Annotated in this window: 15 protein-coding genes; 4 read left to right on the plus strand and 11 right to left on the minus strand. The window is 69.8% G+C overall.

The genetic code is table 11. The features are described from left to right. Positions 1–1,017: a LacI family DNA-binding transcriptional regulator gene (locus tag AMK11_RS28465; RefSeq protein ID WP_073730940.1), complete on the plus strand. Its 1,017-nt coding sequence runs from the start codon at positions 1–3 to the stop codon at positions 1,015–1,017. Positions 1,018–1,077: 60 nt separating this feature from the next. Here AMK11_RS28465 and prcA read toward each other — a convergent pair whose 3' ends face one another. The 6 genes from prcA to arc all read right to left on the minus strand — a co-directional run bounded on the left by prcA (position 1,078) and on the right by arc (position 7,245). Continuing rightward, positions 1,078–1,851 (minus strand): proteasome subunit alpha, encoded by a 774-nt coding sequence (gene prcA / locus AMK11_RS28470; RefSeq protein WP_073730941.1) that lies wholly within the window; start codon positions 1,849–1,851, stop codon positions 1,078–1,080. Positions 1,852–1,915: 64 nt separating this feature from the next. Further along, on the minus strand, positions 1,916–2,761 hold the full coding sequence (gene prcB / locus AMK11_RS28475; protein ID WP_073730942.1) for a proteasome subunit beta: 846 nt from the start codon (positions 2,759–2,761) through the stop codon (positions 1,916–1,918). Next, the gene (locus AMK11_RS28480) at positions 2,713–3,225 is read right to left on the minus strand and encodes an endonuclease VII domain-containing protein (protein WP_383582800.1); all 513 of its coding nucleotides are present in this window, start codon (positions 3,223–3,225) and stop codon (positions 2,713–2,715) included. The genes prcB and AMK11_RS28480 overlap by 49 nt, the downstream gene beginning before the upstream one ends. 113 nt (positions 3,226–3,338) lie before the next feature. Then, positions 3,339–3,557, minus strand: coding sequence for a ubiquitin-like protein Pup (locus AMK11_RS28485; RefSeq protein ID WP_073730944.1), 219 nt, complete (start codon positions 3,555–3,557; stop codon positions 3,339–3,341). Between the two features lie 177 nt (positions 3,558–3,734). After that, the gene (gene dop / locus AMK11_RS28490; protein ID WP_338012661.1) at positions 3,735–5,246 is read right to left on the minus strand and encodes a depupylase/deamidase Dop; all 1,512 of its coding nucleotides are present in this window, start codon (positions 5,244–5,246) and stop codon (positions 3,735–3,737) included. Between the two features lie 232 nt (positions 5,247–5,478). After that, positions 5,479–7,245, minus strand: a complete 1,767-nt coding sequence (gene arc / locus AMK11_RS28495; protein WP_073730946.1) for a proteasome ATPase — start codon at positions 7,243–7,245, stop codon at positions 5,479–5,481. A gap of 246 nt (positions 7,246–7,491) precedes the next feature. On the opposite strand from arc, the gene AMK11_RS28500 reads away from it, so the two are divergent. Further along, positions 7,492–7,797, plus strand: a complete 306-nt coding sequence (locus AMK11_RS28500; protein ID WP_073730947.1) for a ferredoxin — start codon at positions 7,492–7,494, stop codon at positions 7,795–7,797. An 83-nt stretch (positions 7,798–7,880) separates the two neighbouring features. On the opposite strand, the gene AMK11_RS28505 is transcribed toward AMK11_RS28500, so the two are convergent. The 3 genes from AMK11_RS28505 to AMK11_RS37860 all read right to left on the minus strand — a co-directional run bounded on the left by AMK11_RS28505 (position 7,881) and on the right by AMK11_RS37860 (position 11,727). After that, positions 7,881–8,459 carry a hypothetical protein gene (locus AMK11_RS28505; RefSeq protein WP_073730948.1) on the minus strand — a complete coding sequence of 193 codons (579 nt, stop codon included), beginning with the start codon at positions 8,457–8,459 and terminating at the stop codon, positions 7,881–7,883. 225 nt (positions 8,460–8,684) lie between these two features. Continuing rightward, a complete protein-coding gene (locus tag AMK11_RS28510; protein WP_043374834.1) occupies positions 8,685–9,587 on the minus strand; it encodes a tRNA (adenine-N1)-methyltransferase in 903 nt (300 codons plus the stop codon). A gap of 58 nt (positions 9,588–9,645) precedes the next feature. Then, positions 9,646–11,727 (minus strand): site-2 protease family protein, encoded by a 2,082-nt coding sequence (locus AMK11_RS37860; RefSeq protein WP_073730949.1) that lies wholly within the window; start codon positions 11,725–11,727, stop codon positions 9,646–9,648. A 175-nt stretch (positions 11,728–11,902) separates the two neighbouring features. Here AMK11_RS37860 and AMK11_RS28520 point away from each other — a divergent pair, with 175 nt between their 5' ends. Next, entirely contained in the window at positions 11,903–12,862 is a 960-nt protein-coding gene (locus AMK11_RS28520) for a RecB family exonuclease (RefSeq protein WP_073730950.1), read from the plus strand. Positions 12,863–12,876: 14 nt separating this feature from the next. Then, positions 12,877–13,548: a response regulator gene (locus AMK11_RS28525; RefSeq protein WP_019325237.1), complete on the plus strand. Its 672-nt coding sequence runs from the start codon at positions 12,877–12,879 to the stop codon at positions 13,546–13,548. An 84-nt stretch (positions 13,549–13,632) separates the two neighbouring features. Here AMK11_RS28525 and AMK11_RS28530 read toward each other — a convergent pair whose 3' ends face one another. After that, positions 13,633–15,237: an ABC transporter substrate-binding protein gene (locus tag AMK11_RS28530; protein ID WP_073730951.1), complete on the minus strand. Its 1,605-nt coding sequence runs from the start codon at positions 15,235–15,237 to the stop codon at positions 13,633–13,635. 374 nt (positions 15,238–15,611) lie between these two features. Further along, positions 15,612–16,313 carry an HAD family hydrolase gene (locus tag AMK11_RS28540; RefSeq protein ID WP_073730953.1) on the minus strand — a complete coding sequence of 234 codons (702 nt, stop codon included), beginning with the start codon at positions 16,311–16,313 and terminating at the stop codon, positions 15,612–15,614. Positions 16,314–16,375 lie beyond the last annotated feature (62 nt).

A 16,375-nucleotide genomic window follows, 5' to 3' on the forward strand; every position in this document is an offset into this window, starting at 1 on the left:
GTGGCACGAGGCAGCACCCGCCCCACCAGCCGCGACGTCGCCCAGGCCGCCGGCGTCTCCCAGGCCGCCGTCTCCCTGGTCCTCGGCGACAAATGGCGCGGCCGGGTCTCGGAACCCACCGCACAGCGCGTCCGCGACGCCGCACACCAGCTCGGCTACCGCCCCAACCTCGCCGCCCGCAACCTCCGCCTCGGCCGCACCCGCACCGTCCTGCTGGTCGTCCCCGCACTCACCACCGAGTTCTTCGCGGAGGTCTACACCGGCGCCGCACGAGTCGCCGCCGAACACGGCTTCGGAGTCGTCCTCTACCCCTCCCCCGAAGGCGTCGGCCCCGCCAGAGACCCCTTCGCCTCCGCCCAGGCCGCCCTCGACGGCGTCATCGCCTCCTCCATGGCCGCAGACGCACTCACCGCCATCCGGGGCGACCAGCTCCCCCTCGTCATGCTCGACAGCGACCCCGAAGGCAGCCTCGGCGCCGCCACCGTCAACCTCGACATCACCGACGGCATCCGCCAGGTCGCCGAACACCTCCTGGCCCTCGGCCACCGACGCTTCCTGCACCTCGCCGCAGACGTACCGTCGTGGACCTTCGAGATCCGCGCCCGCGAACTGGCCGCGCGGCTGGGAAACACCCCCGGCACCGACCTGCGCACCGCCCGCGCCCCCATCTCCATCGACGGCGCTCTGACCGCCACCGAGGCCGCCCTCGCCGCTCCCGGCCCCCGGCCCACCGCACTCGTCTGCGACGACGACAAACTCGCGGCCGGCGCCTACAAAGCGGCGAGGCGGGCAGGGCTGCGCATCCCGGACGACCTGTCGGTCACCGGCCTCGACGACCTCGGCCTCGCCACCGCCATCGACCCCGAACTGACGACCGTACGCCTCGACGCGGAACTCTTCGGCGAGCGCGGGATGCGGGCTCTGCTGGCCGTCATGGAAGGACGGACCCCGCAGGAGGGTGACATCCCGGTGCACCTCGTCGTACGGGGCTCCACGGCGCCACCGGCACAAACCTGAGCGGCGCCGGGGCACATGGCACCCGGCGCCGCTCGAAGGCTCTCGCGCAGCGGCTCCCCGCTACTTGTCGCCCTCGTCCTCGTCCGGCAGGGCCAGGTCTTCAGCATCGTCACCGGCCCCGGCCCCGGCTCCCGCGCCCGCATCCAGCAACCGCGACAGCTGAGCCCCCACGATCCGCTTGAACTTCCGCTTCTGCGGCCGCGTACGGTCCAGCACCGCGACCTCCAGCCGCTCCGCCGGAATCTCCCGCTCACTGCCGTTCGTGTCCCGGGACAGCGCCTGCACCGCCAGCTTCAGCGCCTCGGCCAGCGTCATGTCGTCACGATGCCGCTGATCCAGGAACCCGCTGATCTGCTCGGCATTGCCCCCGACCGCGACCGAACCGTGCTCGTCCACGATCGAACCGTCGTGCGGCAACCGGTAGATCTGGTCCCCGTCGGCACTCTCACCGACCTCGGCGACGACCAGCTCCACCTCGTACGGCTTCTCGGCCTGACTGGAGAAGATCGTGCCCAGCGTCTGCGCGTAGACGTTGGCCAGACCTCGAGCCGTCACGTCATCCCGGTCATAGGTGTAACCACGCAGGTCGGCGTAGCGCACCCCGCCGATCCGCAGGTTCTCGTACTCGTTGTACTTGCCGGCGGCCGCGAAGCCGATCCGGTCGTAGATCTCGGAGAACTTGTGCAGCGCACGGGACGGGTTCTCGCCGACGAACACGATGCCGTCGGCATACTGCAGCACGACCAGGCTGCGGCCACGCGCGATGCCCTTGCGGGCGTACTCCGCCCGGTCCGCCATCGCCTGCTGGGGTGAGACATAGAACGGCGTCGACACCGGTTATCCGTCCCTTTCTGGAGAAGTCACTGAACCACCTGACAACACGACCGACCGCCGCCCGCTACAGCAACGCGGCCCGCGGACCGTCGGGCTGCTCCAGCCGCCGCTCCAGCACCGAGCGGGCGAGCGCCGAAGACTCGTCCTCACCCAGCCGGCGGAAGCCGTCCTCGGTGATCACAGTGATGATCGGGTAGATCCGGCGCGCGACATCGGGACCACCGGTCGCCGAGTCGTCGTCCGCCGCGTCGTAGAGCGCCTGCACCACGAGCGTCGTGGCCTGCTCCTCGGTCAGATCCTCACGGAACAGCTTCTTCATCGCACCACGGGCGAAGATCGACCCCGACCCCGTGGTCGCGTAGCTCTGCTCCTCCGACCGCCCGCCCGTCACGTCGTACGAGAAGATCCGCCCCCGGCCGCGATCCACGTCGTACCCCGCGAACAGCGGCACCACGGCGAGCCCCTGCATCGCCATGCCCAGGTTCGACCGGATCATCGTGGACAGGCGGTTCGCCTTGCCCTCCAGGGACAGCTGCGCGCCCTCGACCTTCTCGAAGTGCTCCAGCTCCAGCTGGAACAGCTTCACCATCTCCACGGCCAGCCCCGCCGTACCGGCGATGCCCACCGCCGAGTACTCGTCGGCCGGGAAGACCTTCTCGATGTCCCGCTGGGCGATCATGTTGCCCATCGTGGCCCGCCGGTCACCGGCGAGGACCACACCACCCGGGAACGTCACCGCCACGATCGTCGTGCCGTGCGGCGCCTCGACGACACCCTGCACCGGGGGCAGCTGCCGGTTGCCCGGGAGCATCTCCGGCTGGTGCTCGCCGAGGAAGTCCATGAAGGAGGAGGACCCAGGCGTCAGGAAGGCAGCTGGTAGACGCCCGGTGCTACGAGTGTTGGCTTCCACGCGATTCCTTCCACGTAAGCTGCAGCCCGCCTTATGGCATCGGGCCGATCCTTGAACTGCCCCAGGGCTGCGTTACAGCTGAAGCACAGTACGCCACGGACCCTACCCGTCTCGTGGCAGTGATCCACGTGTGCGGCGGGAGCGGCAAGACATATGCAGCAGACGCCGCCTTGACTTGCGATCAGGGCATCACGTTCTGCTTCGGTGATGCCGTACTGACGCTTCAGATGGCCTGCTCGCCCCTGCGCCGCTTTACACGACTTGCAGAGCGTCGCCAGACCGTCTGAAGCTGTGCGGTTCCGGGGCCACTCGCTGTGGGGCTTGATGTCCCCGCACGTCCGGCAGAGCTTATGCCCCTCGGGCACCTCCACTCGCGGGCGGACGTTGCGCCCCTTGGCCACCTGGCGTTCTTGGTGATAGGCCGCAGCACATTCCCGGCAGTAGGCCTGCAGCCCGTCACGCATCGCCTTGTTCCGTGCGAACGCCGCCCGCGGCTTATGGTCCTTGCACCGCGAGCAACGCCTACCAGAATCTTCGATCGACAAGCGAACCCCCGTTGTAGCCTTCGTTCCGAAGGCTACTCGCCGCCCTTCTGAACGAACGAGCGTACGAAATCCTCTGCGTTCTCTTCGAGCACATCGTCGATCTCGTCCAGGACGGAGTCCACGTCGTCGTTCAGCTTCTCCTGGCGTTCCTTGAGGTCCTCGGAGGCCTGCGCGTCCTGCGCCTGCTCCTCGACCTCCTCGTTGGACCGGGTGGCCTTCTGCTGTCCGCCGCCGGTGTCCTTGGTCGCCATAACCCTCACCCCGCTCGGTTCGCCCGACACAGTTGCTCGGTCAAGATCAGACCCTACAAGCCGGGTCCGACATCGGCCCCGCGTTTCTCCAACGAACGGGGGCCATCTCGATGGTTCCCGGACGGGGTGGGTTTCCACCCCGTCCGACGGTCTCGTTCGTGTACCCGTTCCGTCCGCTCACCCGCCGGTGAGGACCCTGACCAGGTCTTCCGCGGTGCGGCAGCGGTCCAGGAGCTCCTTGACGTGATTACGCGTTCCGCGAAGCGGTTCCAGGGTTGGGACCCGCTGGAGGGAGTCACGCCCCGGGAGGTCGAAGATCACCGAGTCCCAGGAGGCCGCCGCGACGTCGTCCGCGTACTGCTCCAGGCAGCGTCCGCGGAAGTAGGCGCGGGTGTCCTCCGGCGGCTTGGTGCGGGCCCGCTCGATCTCGTTCTCGTCCAGGAGCCGCTTGATGCGGCCGCGGTCGACCAGGCGGTTGTAGAGGCCCTTGTCGGGCCGTACGTCGGCGTACTGGAGGTCGACGAGGTGGAGCCGGGCGGCGTCCCAGTCGAGGTCGTCGCGGCGCCGGTAGCCCTCCATGAGTTCCCGCTTGGCGACCCAGTCCAGTTCGCCGGCCAGGCTCATCGGGTCGTTCTCGAGCCGGTTGAGGGTGTCCTCCCAGCGGCCGAGGACGTCCTTGGTCTGGTCGTCGGCGTCGGCGCCGTAGCGTTCCTCCACGTACTTGCGGGCCAGCTCGTAGTACTCCATCTGGAGCTGGACGGCGGTGAGTGTGCGGCCGCTGCGGAGGGTGACCAGGCGCTTCAGGGACGGGTCGTGCGAGACCTGGTGGAGGGTGCGGACGGGCTGGTCCACGGCCAGGTCGACCGCGATGAAGCCGTCTTCGATCATGGACAGGACCAGGGCGGTCGTGCCCAGTTTCAGGTAGGTCGAGATCTCGGAGAGGTTCGCGTCACCGATGATCACGTGGAGGCGCCGGTACTTCTCGGCGTCCGCGTGCGGTTCGTCGCGGGTGTTGATGATGGGCCGCTTCAGCGTCGTCTCCAGGCCGACCTCGACCTCGAAGTAGTCGGCGCGCTGGCTGATCTGGAAGCCGTGTTCGTGGCCGTCCTGGCCGATGCCGACGCGGCCGGCGCCGGTGAAGACCTGGCGGGAGACGAAGAAGGGCGTCAGGTGGCGCACGATGTCGGAGAAGGCGGTCTCCCGCTTCATCAGGTAGTTCTCGTGCGTGCCGTAGGAGGCGCCCTTGTTGTCGGTGTTGTTCTTGTAGAGGTGGATGGGCTGGGCGCCGGGCAGCTGGGCGGCCCGCTCGGCGGCCTCGGCCATGATGCGTTCGCCGGCCTTGTCCCACAGGACGGCGTCGCGGGGGTTGGTGACCTCCGGGGCGCTGTATTCGGGGTGGGCGTGGTCGACGTAGAGCCGTGCTCCGTTGGTGAGGATGACGTTGGCGAGGCCGATGTCCTCGTCGGTGAGCTGGCTGGAGTCGGCGGCCTCCCGGGCGAGGTCGAAGCCTCGCGCGTCCCGCAGCGGGTTCTCCTCCTCGAAGTCCCAGCGGGCCCGGCGGGCCCGGTGCATCGCCGCCGCGTAGGCGTTGACGATCTGGGATGAGGTGAGCATGGCATTGGCGTTGGGGTGGCCGGGGACGGAGATTCCGTACTCCGTCTCGATGCCCATTACTCGCCGTACGGTCATGCGGCCCTCCTTGCCCGGCGGCGCCCGTGGTGGGTGCCGCTCGCGTACCGCTGGCGCTCCGATGCGTGTGCGGTGCCCGTCCCCGCACTGCGCGACTCGGCGGTATGGAAGAGCCTAGAACGCCTTTGCGCTGGTGGGGAGATCATTTGCGGCATTGCCTTGCTCCAGTCGGGGCTCCGGAAAACAGTCGGCTGCGGGTACCCGCTGTGGGGACCCGCAGCCGCCCCGCCTTTTACAGGTACTGACCGGTGTTCGCCACCGTGTCGATGGAGCGTCCGGTGTCGGCGCCCTGCTTTCCGGTGACGAGCGTACGGATGTACACGATCCGTTCGCCCTTCTTTCCGGAGATGCGGGCCCAGTCGTCCGGGTTGGTGGTGTTGGGCAGGTCCTCGTTCTCCTTGAACTCGTCCACGCATGCCTGGAGGAGGTGGGAGACGCGGAGGCCCTTCTGGTTCTTTTCGAGGAAGTCCTTGATCGCCATTTTCTTGGCGCGGCCCACGATGTTCTCGATCATGGCGCCGGAGTTGAAGTCCTTGAAGTAGAGGACTTCCTTGTCGCCGTTGGCGTAGGTGACCTCCAGGAAGCGGTTTTCCTCGGATTCGGCGTACATCTGTTCCACCGCCGTCTGGATCATGCTCTGGACGGTGGCCGCCTTGTCCTTCTCGTGCTCCGCGAGGTCGTCGACGTGGAGCGGGAGGCGTTCGGTGAGGTACTTGCCGAAGATGTCCTTGGCCGCTTCGGCGTCCGGACGCTCGATCTTGATCTTCACGTCGAGCCGGCCGGGGCGCAGGATGGCGGGGTCGATCATGTCCTCGCGGTTGGAGGCGCCGATGACGACCACGTTCTGCAGGCCTTCGACGCCGTCGATCTCGGCGAGCAGCTGCGGGACGATGGTGTTTTCCACGTCGGAGCTGACGCCGGAGCCGCGGGTGCGGAAGAGGGATTCCATCTCGTCGAAGAAGACGATGACGGGGGTGCCCTCGCTGGCCTTCTCACGGGCTCGCTGGAAGACGAGGCGGATCTGCCGCTCGGTCTCGCCGACGTACTTGTTGAGGAGCTCGGGGCCCTTGATGTTGAGGAAGAAGCTCTTGCCGGCGGCCTGGCCGGTCACTTCGGCGACCTTCTTGGCCAGTGAGTTGGCGACCGCCTTGGCGATGAGTGTCTTGCCGCATCCGGGGGGCCCGTAGAGCAGGACGCCCTTGGGGGGACGCAGCTCGTGCTCCTTGAAGAGGTCGGGGTAGAGATAGGGGAGCTCGACCGCGTCGCGGATCATCTCGATCTGTCCGCCGAGGCCGCCGATCTGCTCGTAGCCGATGTCGGGGACCTCTTCGAGGACGAGTTCTTCGACCTCGCTCTTGGGGACGACCTCGTAGACGTAGCCGGAGCGGGGTTCGAGCAGGAGGGCGTCGCCGGGGCGGATGGTGACGCCCCGCAGCGGCTCGGCGAGCCGCACCACGCGCTCCTCGTCGGTGTGCCCGAGCACCAGGGCTCGCTCGCCGTCCTCGAGGATCTCCTTGAGGGTGACGATGTCGCCGACGCTCTCGTACTCCATGGCCTCGACCACGTTGAGTGCTTCGTTGAGCATCACTTCCTGGCCGCGCCGTAGCTCGTCGAGCTCGACGCTCGGGCTGACGTTCACCCGGAGTTTGCGGCCGCCGGTGAAGATGTCGGCGGTGTCGTCCTCGTTGGCTTGCAGGAAGACGCCGAAGCCTGCCGGTGGCTGGGCCAGCCGGTCGACCTCCTCCTTGAGGGCCACGATCTGGTCGCGGGCCTCGCGGAGGGTGCTGGCGAGTCGCTCGTTCTGGGCGGACACGCCGGCCAGGTTGGTCTGCAGTTCGACGATCCGCTCTTCGAGAATTCTCGTGTGCCGCGGAGATTCGGCGAGCTTGCGTCGCAGGACGGCGATCTCCTGCTCAAGGTAGGCCACCTGCCCGGCCGGGTCCTCGGACCCGCGTCCCGGGCGGATGCCGCGGTTCATGTCGTCGTCGTGGGCTGCCACGGTCCTCACCTCCTCCAAGGGGAGCTGGACGCTTCCAGACCCTACCTGGGTGGGTGTCGATTGAAACCCCTAGATCACAAAGACTGTCGGGGTGTGTCCGATCTTCACCCTTGCGCTCTCCCTCACGCCAGGGGAATACCCACGGAACGTGGATGGAACCCAGGCGGAGGTAGGGTCGAAGCGTTCAACACCCGTCAGAGCTGGCCGGATTCCCGGTCGGCTCGGGCGCAGGAGACGGCAGGAGAGATGAGCGTGCAGCAGGAGGCCGGAGTCGACGGCGAGGCCTTGGAGGTCTGGATCGACCAGGACCTGTGTACCGGTGACGGCATCTGCGCGCAGTACGCGCCCGAGGTGTTCGAGCTGGACATCGACGGTCTGGCCTATGTGAAGGGCGTCGGCGACGAGCTGCTGCAGAGTCCGGGGGCGGCAACGCCCGTGCCGTTGCCGCTCCTCACGGACGTGGTCGACTCCGCGAAGGAGTGTCCGGGTGAGTGCATCCATGTGCGTCGCGTTTCGGACAGGGCCGAGGTCTACGGCCCGGACGCAGAGTGACCAAAATGTAACTCAATCCGTACGCTGAGTGACTACCGTGTGGCGGGTCACCTCATCTGTCCCGGGGTTATCGGGGTCGTCGGTCACACGGTGCGTGCCTGGGACGGCGTGTCGCGGACGAACGCGCCGTTCTTCCACTGCCACTTCACGTCGTCGGTGACGTCGGGGCAGCAACTGGGCACGTCGGCCGACGAGTAGCCGAGCAGTGTGGCGTGGACTTCGCCGCCGCGTACGGCGAGGGCGGTGGCCGTGCGGCGGTCCGCCGGGTTCACGAGGGTGGCCACGACGCGGGGCTTGGCGTCGTCGGTGCCGCGGGTGAGGACGTAGACGCCGTCGGGCGGGGTGCCCATGGGGGCGTCGCAGTGCACCACCGCCACCGTCTCGGGACGGCCGTCGCCGTCGAGGTCGCCGGTCGCCTCCTTCTGCACGACGGCCTTGACCGGGCCGCATTCCAGGGGGAAGACCACGGCGGCCGGGTCGGGCGGCGCGATGTGGGCGGGGGCGTTCCTCGGTTCGGCGCCGGGGGTCTGCGCGGCGGTCGCGGCGTCGGGCTGCAGGACCGAGGAGAGGGCGACGACCGCGGCGAGGGCCGTGGCGGTGGCGACCCAGTGGATCGGGCGGGTGTGCGTGTGGGACAGGTCCGGAACGGCGGGGTGCTGCACGAGGAGTGTCTCCTGTGAGGGCTGTGCCGGCGGGGGGTGGCCAGCATCGTGCCACACGTCACAGTGCGGGGGAACGGCGGGGTGGGTACTGGGGGGGTTTCCGTGGCCCCGTGGCTCCGTCTGCTGCCGCCGCGTAGGTCAATACGGTGACGCCGTGGTGGAGTTCCCGGTGCGGTCCGGGAACTCCACCACGGCGTCGGTGCGTTGTACGGGGAGCGGGCCGGGTCAGCGGCCGGAGCCTCCGCCGGCGTTGGGGCCGTCGTAGTCCTCGCCGTAGGCGCCCTTGGCGGGGCGGCGGCGGCGCATGGGCGGCTCGACGCCGTCGGCGAGGCGGCGGGCGGTGAGCAGGAAGCCGGTGTGGCCGATCATGCGGTGGTCGGGGCGGACGGCGAGGCCCTCGACGTGCCAGTTGCGGATCATGGTCTCCCACGAGGTCGGCTCGTTGAAGCAGCCGATCTCGCGGATGGACTCGACGGTCCGGGCGAGCTGGGTGGTGGTGGCCACGTAGCAGCACAGGATGCCGCCGGGCACGAGCGCCTTCTTGACGACGTCCAGGCACTCCCAGGGGGCGAGCATGTCGAGGATGACGCGGTCGACGTCGGTGTCGGACAGGTTGTCCTGGAGGTCGCCGACGGTGAGCTGCCAGGCGGGGTGCGGGCCGCCGAAGTAGCGTTCGACGTTCTGCTTCGCGATGTCGGCGAAGTCCTCGCGGCGCTCGTAGGAGTGCAGCATGCCCTGGTCGCCGATGGCGCGCAGCAGGAAGCTGCTGAGGGAGCCGGAGCCGACGCCGGCCTCCACGACGCGTGCGCCGGGGAAGATGTCGGCGAAGGCGAGGATCTGCCCCGCGTCCTTCGGGTAGACGACGGCTGCCCCGCGGGGCATGGACAGGACGTAGTCGGGGAGCAGGGGGCGCAGCGCGAGGTAGGCGACGTTCCCGGTGGTGCGGACAACGCTGCCCTCGGGAGCGCCGATCAGTTCGTCGTGGGGGAAGGAACCCTTGTGGGTGTGGAAGTTCTTCCCTGCCTCGAGCGTGAACGTGTAGTGGCGGCCCTTGGGGTCGGTCAGCTGAACCTGGTCCCCGACCTTGAAGGGCCCGCGCCTGCGGGCGGCACCGGTCGGTTCGGACATGTGACCAGCCTACCGGTCCCTGGCGGGGCCGCCGACCACTGCTTCGGGAGGGCGGTTCTCAGGACGGGCGGGCCATCGCCTTGACGAAGGCGCGCTCGACGTCGGCGGCGGAGAGGACGCCGTAGATCTCGCCGGTCTCCTCGACCACCAGGTACTCGGTCGCCGGGTTGGCGCGCAGGGCGTCCAGGAGCTCTTCGCCGGACAGCTCGGCCGAGACGCGCATGCCGTCGGTGAGGTCCTGGGCGAGGGTGCTCACCGGGACCCAGGGCCGGCGGTGCTCGGGTACGCCGACGATGGCGGCCTCGCGGACCAGTGAGACGGGCGCGCCGTCGGCGTCGACGACGACCAGGGCGCGGGCTCCGGAGGCGTTGGCGCGGCGCAGCGCCTCGGAGAGCGGGGTGTCGCCGGGGACGGGGACAGCGCGCCGGGTGAGGGCGCGGGCGCGCAGTTCGGGCAGGTGCTCGCGCAGGCGGGCCATGCGGAGGCTGTTTCCGGCGCCGGTCCAGATGATCGCGGCGAGGATCGCGGCGAGCAGGGCGTCCATGACGGTGTCCATGCCGACGTCGTCGGCGGCGCCGGAGCCGAGGGACTGGGTGAGCAGCGGCAGGCCGATCAGGACGGCGATGGCGAGCGCCCGGCCGACCCAGGCGGCGGCGATGGTGCCGCTCATGGGCTTGCCGGTGATCTTCCAGACGACGGCGCGGAGCATCCGGCCGCCGTCGAGCGGGAGGCCGGGCAGCAGGTTGAAGGCGGCCACGAGGAGGTTGGAGATCATCAGGCCGGCCAGGAGGACGCCGGGGACCGAGTCGGGTTCGACGGGCAGGAGGGCGGCGTAGAAGACGCCGGCGAGGACAAGGGAGAGCAGGGGGCCGACGAAGGCCAGCACGAACTCGCGGCCGGGGGTCTCGGCCTCCTTCTCGATCTCGGAGACGCCGCCGAAGAACTGGAGCTGGATGCGGCGCACCGGGAGCTTGAAGCGGAGGGCGGCGACGGTGTGGGCGAGCTCGTGGACGAGGACGGAGGCGTAGAAGGCGACGGCGAAGAAGAGGGAGACCAGGTAGCGGGCGGCGCCGAGTTCGGGCAGTACGCGGTCGAGCTGTCCGCCGAAGACCCAGGTGATCAGGGCGGCGACCAGGAACCAGCTGGGCGCGACGTACACGGGTACGCCGAAGGGCCGGCCCATGAGCAGGCCACCACCGGGTTCGGGCTTGCGCTGCGGGGGCCTGGCCGGGCCGGTGCCGCCGTCGGGGCGGTGGTGCTGGGCGGTGGTGGGACCGTCGCCGGGGTGGGAATGGGCGCGGGGATGGCCGGGGTGGGTGTCGCGGTCACCGTGACCGTGGTGCGCGGGCGCGTGGGCGGGGCCGTCCTCGGCTGGGGGCTGTGCGGTCCGCGGGTCGGTGGCCGGGGCCGGATTCGGGGTCCGTTCCGGGGTGACGTCGTCAGGGGTCTCTCGACCGGGCTCGCCGTGTGCGAGGGCAGCTCCTTCGGCGGTCTCCCCCTGAGCCCCGGGGCCCGGCGCCTTCCGGAGCGGCGTTCCGCGAGCAGGCGTCTCGGGAGTCGCGGCTCCGCGTGGCGGCGTTCCGGCACCCGCGTGCTCCGGAGCCGGCCCGGCGGAACCGGGCGACGACTCCGGGCCCGGCACACCGGCAGAGGACGGCTCGGGCCCCGACGACTCGGAGCCGGCGCCCTCGGCGTGCGTCCTGGAGGCAGGCGTTGCAGGGCCCGGCGTCCCGACGCCCGGAGGCCGCAGCGCCGGACCTGCGGGCCCGGGCGACTCCGGGCCCGGCACACCGGCACCGGACGGCTCGGACCCCGACGGCTCGGGGTCGGCGTCCTGGGCGTGCGTCCCGGAGGCAGGCGTCGGGGAGTCCGGTGTGCTGGAGCCGGGTGTGTTCGCAGTCGGCGTAGCGGGGGTTTCGTCCGGGCCCGCCGTCGGTGAGCGGTCGGCGGGCGTTCGGGCGGGGTCGCCGTGGGCCTCCCCCGGCGTCCGGGGCCCGTCCGCGGGCCGGTCCCGGGGCGGCCCGGAATCCGCGGGCTCCGGGCGGGCGGAGCCGGTGGCCGGGGCAGTGGGTCCTGCCTGGGGTTCGGCCGACTCGTCGTTGCCGGGGCGCGGCTGCCCGCTCCCGCCGCTCACGTCCACGGTGTCCCCTCGTTCGAAGCGTCTCCCGCGCCTGCCGGGCGGGAGGGTACTCGTGTCGATGGTATGCGTCCGCCGCGGCCCACTCCGCCCCGGCACCCCTCTGGTTCCCTTCCGTCGCACGGGTCACGACCGCGGAGTGGGTCACTGTCAGTGGCGGGCCGTAAGGTCTGTGGGCATGGAGACGAGCATCGAGGATGTCGCCGAGGACGCCGGCGCACCCGCCCGACCGGCGGTGCCGGCGGCAGCGGCGGAGCACACGGACGCGGCGGCGCAGGCCCGCGTGCCCACGGCACCCGCCTCGCTCTCCCCTTCCCGGGCCGGCGATTTCATGCAGTGCCCGCTGTTGTACCGGTTCCGGGTCATCGACCGGCTCCCGGAGAAGCCGAGCGAGGCGGCGACGCGGGGCACGCTGGTGCACGCGGTGCTGGAGCGGCTCTTCGACGCCCCGGCGGTCGAGCGCACCGCGCCGCGGGCGAGGTCGCTGGTCCCGGGCCAGTGGGACCGGCTGCGGGAGAGCAGGCCGGAGCTCGGCGAGCTGTTCGCGGACGACCCGGAGGGCGAGCGTCTGGCGCAGTGGCTGAGCGAGGCGGAGCGGCTCGTCGAGCGCTGGTTCACCCTTGAGGACCCGAGCCGGCTGGAGCCCGCGGAGCGGGAGCTGTTCGTCGAGACCGAGCTGGACTCCGGGTTGCGGCTGCGCGGCATCATCGACCGGGTCGACGTCGCCCCCACCGGCGAGGTGCGCATCGTCGACTACAAGACGGGCAAGGCGCCCCGCCCTCAGTACGCCGAGGGCGCCCTGTTCCAGATGAAGTTCTACGCGCTGGTCGTCTGGCGGCTGAAGAAGGTCGTCCCGCGGCGGCTGCAGCTCGTCTACCTCGGCAGTGGTGACGTGCTCACCTACGACCCGGTCCCGGCCGACCTGGAGCGGGTCGAGCGCAAGCTGCTGGCGCTGTGGGAGGCCATCCGGCTGGCGACCGAGACCGGCGACTGGCGGCCGCGTCCGACCAAGCTGTGCGGCTGGTGCGATCACCAGGCGCACTGCCCGGAGTTCGGCGGCACCCCCCCGCCCTACCCGCTGCCGGTGAGGGCGGCCGAGTCCGGCGGCACCGAGCAGGGCAGAATGGGGCCGGACTAGCGAAGGAGACTTACGTGGCCATCCGCGTCCTACTGGTCGACGACCAGCCGCTGCTGCGCACGGGCTTCCGCATGATTCTGGAGGCGGAGCAGGACCTCGCGGTCGTCGGCGAGGCCGGAGACGGCCTCCAGGCCCTCGACCAGGTACGGGCGCTGCAGCCCGATGTCGTGCTGATGGACATCCGCATGCCGCGGATGGACGGTGTGGAGGCGACCCGGCAGATCACCGGCCCCGAGCGGGACGGTCCGGCGAAGGTGCTGGTGCTGACCACCTTCGACCTCGACGAGTATGTGGTGGAGGCGTTGAAGGCGGGCGCCAGCGGGTTCCTGCTGAAGGACGCCCCGGCGGGCGAACTGGTGCAGGCGATCCGTGTGGTGGCGAACGGCGAGGCGATGCTCGCGCCGAGCATCACCAGGCGGCTGCTCGACAAGTACGCCACGCATCTGCCCTCCGGGGAGGAGCCGGTTCCGGACACCTTGCACACGCTGACCGAGCGTGAGGTGGAGGTGCTGAAGCTGGTGGCCCGCGGTCTGTCCAACGCGGAGATCGCCGCCGACCTCTTCGTCAGCGAGACCACCGTCAAGACGCACGTGGGTCATGTGCTGACCAAGCTGGGCCTGCGCGACCGGGTGCAGGCCGCCGTGTACGCCTACGAGAGCGGTCTGGTGCGCCCCGGCGCGCAGTAGCCCGTCGCTCACGACGCGAACCACGAACCACGAAGGGCGCCCCTCCGGCCAGGAGGGGCGCCCTTCGTGGTTTCGTCCGGCGGGTCAGCCGCTCACACCCCGGCCCAGCTCCCACACCTGCAGCGTGGAGGAGGAGTTGAGGAGGTAGGCCGTGCCCGTGATGTCGTCGCGGGCGGCGACGTACTGCTTGCCCTGCCACAGCGGGATCACCGGCGCGTCGTCCGCGGTGATGTTCTGGATATCGGTGAGGCTGTCCACGGCGGAGAGCCGGTCGGCCTCGCGACGGGACTCGGGGATCAGCGTGTTGCGGATCTCCGGGTTCGCGTACGGCGAGTTGAGGGTGTTGTCCTTGTCGAGGAACGGCGCGATGAAGTTGTCGGCGTCCGGGAAGTCGGGGAACCAGCCCATGCCGAAGACGTCGTACTCGCCCTTCAGTTCCGCCGGGCGGAACTTGTCCCAGGGCAGGCCCTCGATGTCGACGTCGAAGAGACCGCTGTCGTTGAGCTGCTTCTGCAGCACCTCGAACTCCTGCTTGGTCGCGGCTCCGTAGTGGTCCGTCGTGTAGTGCATCGTCAGCTTCACCGGCGTCTCGATGCCCGCGTCCTCCAGCAAGGCCTTGGCCTTGGGCACACTGGGGTCACCGTACTTGTTGAAGAACGAGTTGGAGTGACCGGTGACGGTGGCGGGCACCATCGAGTACAGCGGCTCGGCCTGGGAGCCGTAGACCTGGGAGACGAGGGCGCTGCGGTCGATGAGCTGGGCCATCGCCTGGCGGACGGCCTTGTCCTTCACCGTCGGCGCGTCCGTGTTGAAGCCCAGGTAGCGGATCTCCAGACCGGCGACCTCGATCAGGTCGACCTTGCTGTCCGTGGAGGTGGAGAGCTTCCGGATCTGGTCCGGCGTCATCGTGCGGGCCATCACGTCGATGTCGCCCTTGTCGATCGCGGTGCCCATGGCCTCGGCGTCCTCGAAGGACACGATCTCGACCTTCTCGTTGTTCACCTCGAGGCTCCCCTTGTAATTGGGGTTCTTGGTGAACACGGCCTTCGTCATCACGTCGCCGTCGGTCTCGGCCTTCATCGTGTACGGCCCGGAGCCGTCCAGTTCGAAGCCCTCGCGCAGCTTGTCCTTCTCGTAGACGTCCTTGTTGACGATGCCGGCGACCGGGGTCGACAGCTTGTACGGGAAGGTGGCGTCCGCGGTGTTGAGGTGGAAGATGACCTCGCGGTCGCCCTGTGTCTCGACGGTGTCGACGGTCGACAGCAGGCCGTACACCTGGCTGTCGGCCTTGATGGACAGGGCGCGTTCGATGGAGTACTTCACGTCCTCCGCGGTGATGGCGTCGCCGTTGGCGAACTTCAGGCCGTCACGCAGGGTGCAGGCGTAGCGCTCGTTGCCGGTGTCGGTGAATCCGCACTTCTCGGCGGCCTCGGGCACGGGTTCGCCGTCGCCCCGGGGCTGGATCATCAGGGTCTGCGTGGTCTGACGCAGGACGTTCCAGGTGCCGACATCGTAGGCGAACGCCGGGTCGAGGGGCGCGGGCGCGTCCTTCGAGGCGGTGAACCGGTCCGTGGTGCCGACGACGATCGCGTCCCCGCCGCCGCTGCCGCTGTCGGACCCGCCACAGGCGGCGAGTACCGGCGCGAGCAGGCCGACGGCGGCCGGCAGCACCAAAGTCTTGCGGTTCATGCTCGAGTTTCTCCAGAGCTGTCGGTCCGTGTATCCGGCATGCAGGGGTGTCGCGGCGGATCACGGGGGTAGTGGCCGATGTTCTCGCGACGAGGTTAGTCCGCGCCCGCAGGGGGGTTCGCAGCCACCGGAGTTGGGGGCTCATCACGGAGCGAAACCGGGTGTGGACGCACCGAAAACCCGACAGTGGAAGGATTAGTGCAGGGTTTCACCAATCGGGACACAAAGGCGCCTCGACAACGTTCGCCAAGCGTCGGGCAGCACAGCCAACCCTTCCTGTCGACCCCTGACGGCGTGGTGAACGTCACAGATACGGGATGGCTGACGGGCTCGTGATTCGGCCATCCGGAGCGGTGGTATTTCCCCGTGAACGCCTAGCGCATTTGTGTCATCAGACCGCGCAGAAATGTCAGGTCGACTTCTTCCAGCGAGCCGACCACCGTGCGCCGGACGCCCGGCGTGATGGGGGCCACCGAGGGCACGGCCACGACGTGGCAGCCCGCGGCCTCCGCGGCGGCGACGCCCGTCGCGGTGTCCTCGACGACGGCGCACCGGGCCGGGTCCACGCCGAGTCCGGCCGCGGCGGCCAGGTACGGGTCCGGGTGGGGTTTGGTCCGCGGTACCTCGTCGCCGGCCACGGTCAGGCCGAAGTGCTGGGGGCCCAGCGAGGTCAGCACGCGGTCGATGATGCGCCGGTGGGAGGCGGAGACCAGGGCCGTGGGGATCTCGTGCGCGGACAGCTCGCCGAGCAGCCGGGCGGCTCCCGGCATGAGCGGCAGGGTGCGGCCGATGCGTTCCTCGAAGCCGTCGTTGAGCAGCACGCTGAGTTCGGCGAGTGTGATGTCGGCCCCGGTGGCCTCGATCAGGAATCCGGCGCTGCGGCTCATGGGGCCGCCGACGACCACGTGTCGCCAGGAGTCGTCCAGGGTGTGACCGAGGGAGGCGAAGACCTCGACCTCGACGTCCCACCAGAAGCCCTCGGTGTCCACCAGGGTGCCGTCCATGTCGAGGAGCACGGCCTGCAGGGCGGAGCCTTCGGCCGTACGGGTTCCGAGCGCGGGGACCGTACTGGTCATCCACGTACCTCCTTGAAGGGACGATCAGGCCGGTTCCCACGAGGGGAACCGGCCTGCAGTGG

The sequence above is a fragment of the Streptomyces sp. CB02414 genome, assembly GCF_001905385.1.
Classification (GTDB): Bacteria; Actinomycetota; Actinomycetes; order Streptomycetales; family Streptomycetaceae; genus Streptomyces.

Coding starts and splice junctions, on each gene's coding strand:
- AMK11_RS28530 (WP_073730951.1), bottom strand. CDS start 15,237: ATGAACCGCAAGACTTTGGTGCTGCCGGCCGCCGTCGGCCTGCTCGCG.
- AMK11_RS28480 (WP_383582800.1), bottom strand. CDS start 3,225: ATGCGTGACGGGCTGCAGGCCTACTGCCGGGAATGTGCTGCGGCCTAT.
- AMK11_RS28520 (WP_073730950.1), top strand. CDS start 11,903: ATGGAGACGAGCATCGAGGATGTCGCCGAGGACGCCGGCGCACCCGCC.
- AMK11_RS28540 (WP_073730953.1), bottom strand. CDS start 16,313: ATGACCAGTACGGTCCCCGCGCTCGGAACCCGTACGGCCGAAGGCTCC.
- AMK11_RS28485 (WP_073730944.1), bottom strand. CDS start 3,557: ATGGCGACCAAGGACACCGGCGGCGGACAGCAGAAGGCCACCCGGTCC.
- AMK11_RS28500 (WP_073730947.1), top strand. CDS start 7,492: ATGAGCGTGCAGCAGGAGGCCGGAGTCGACGGCGAGGCCTTGGAGGTC.
- AMK11_RS28510 (WP_043374834.1), bottom strand. CDS start 9,587: ATGTCCGAACCGACCGGTGCCGCCCGCAGGCGCGGGCCCTTCAAGGTC.
- dop (WP_338012661.1), bottom strand. CDS start 5,246: ATGACCGTACGGCGAGTAATGGGCATCGAGACGGAGTACGGAATCTCC.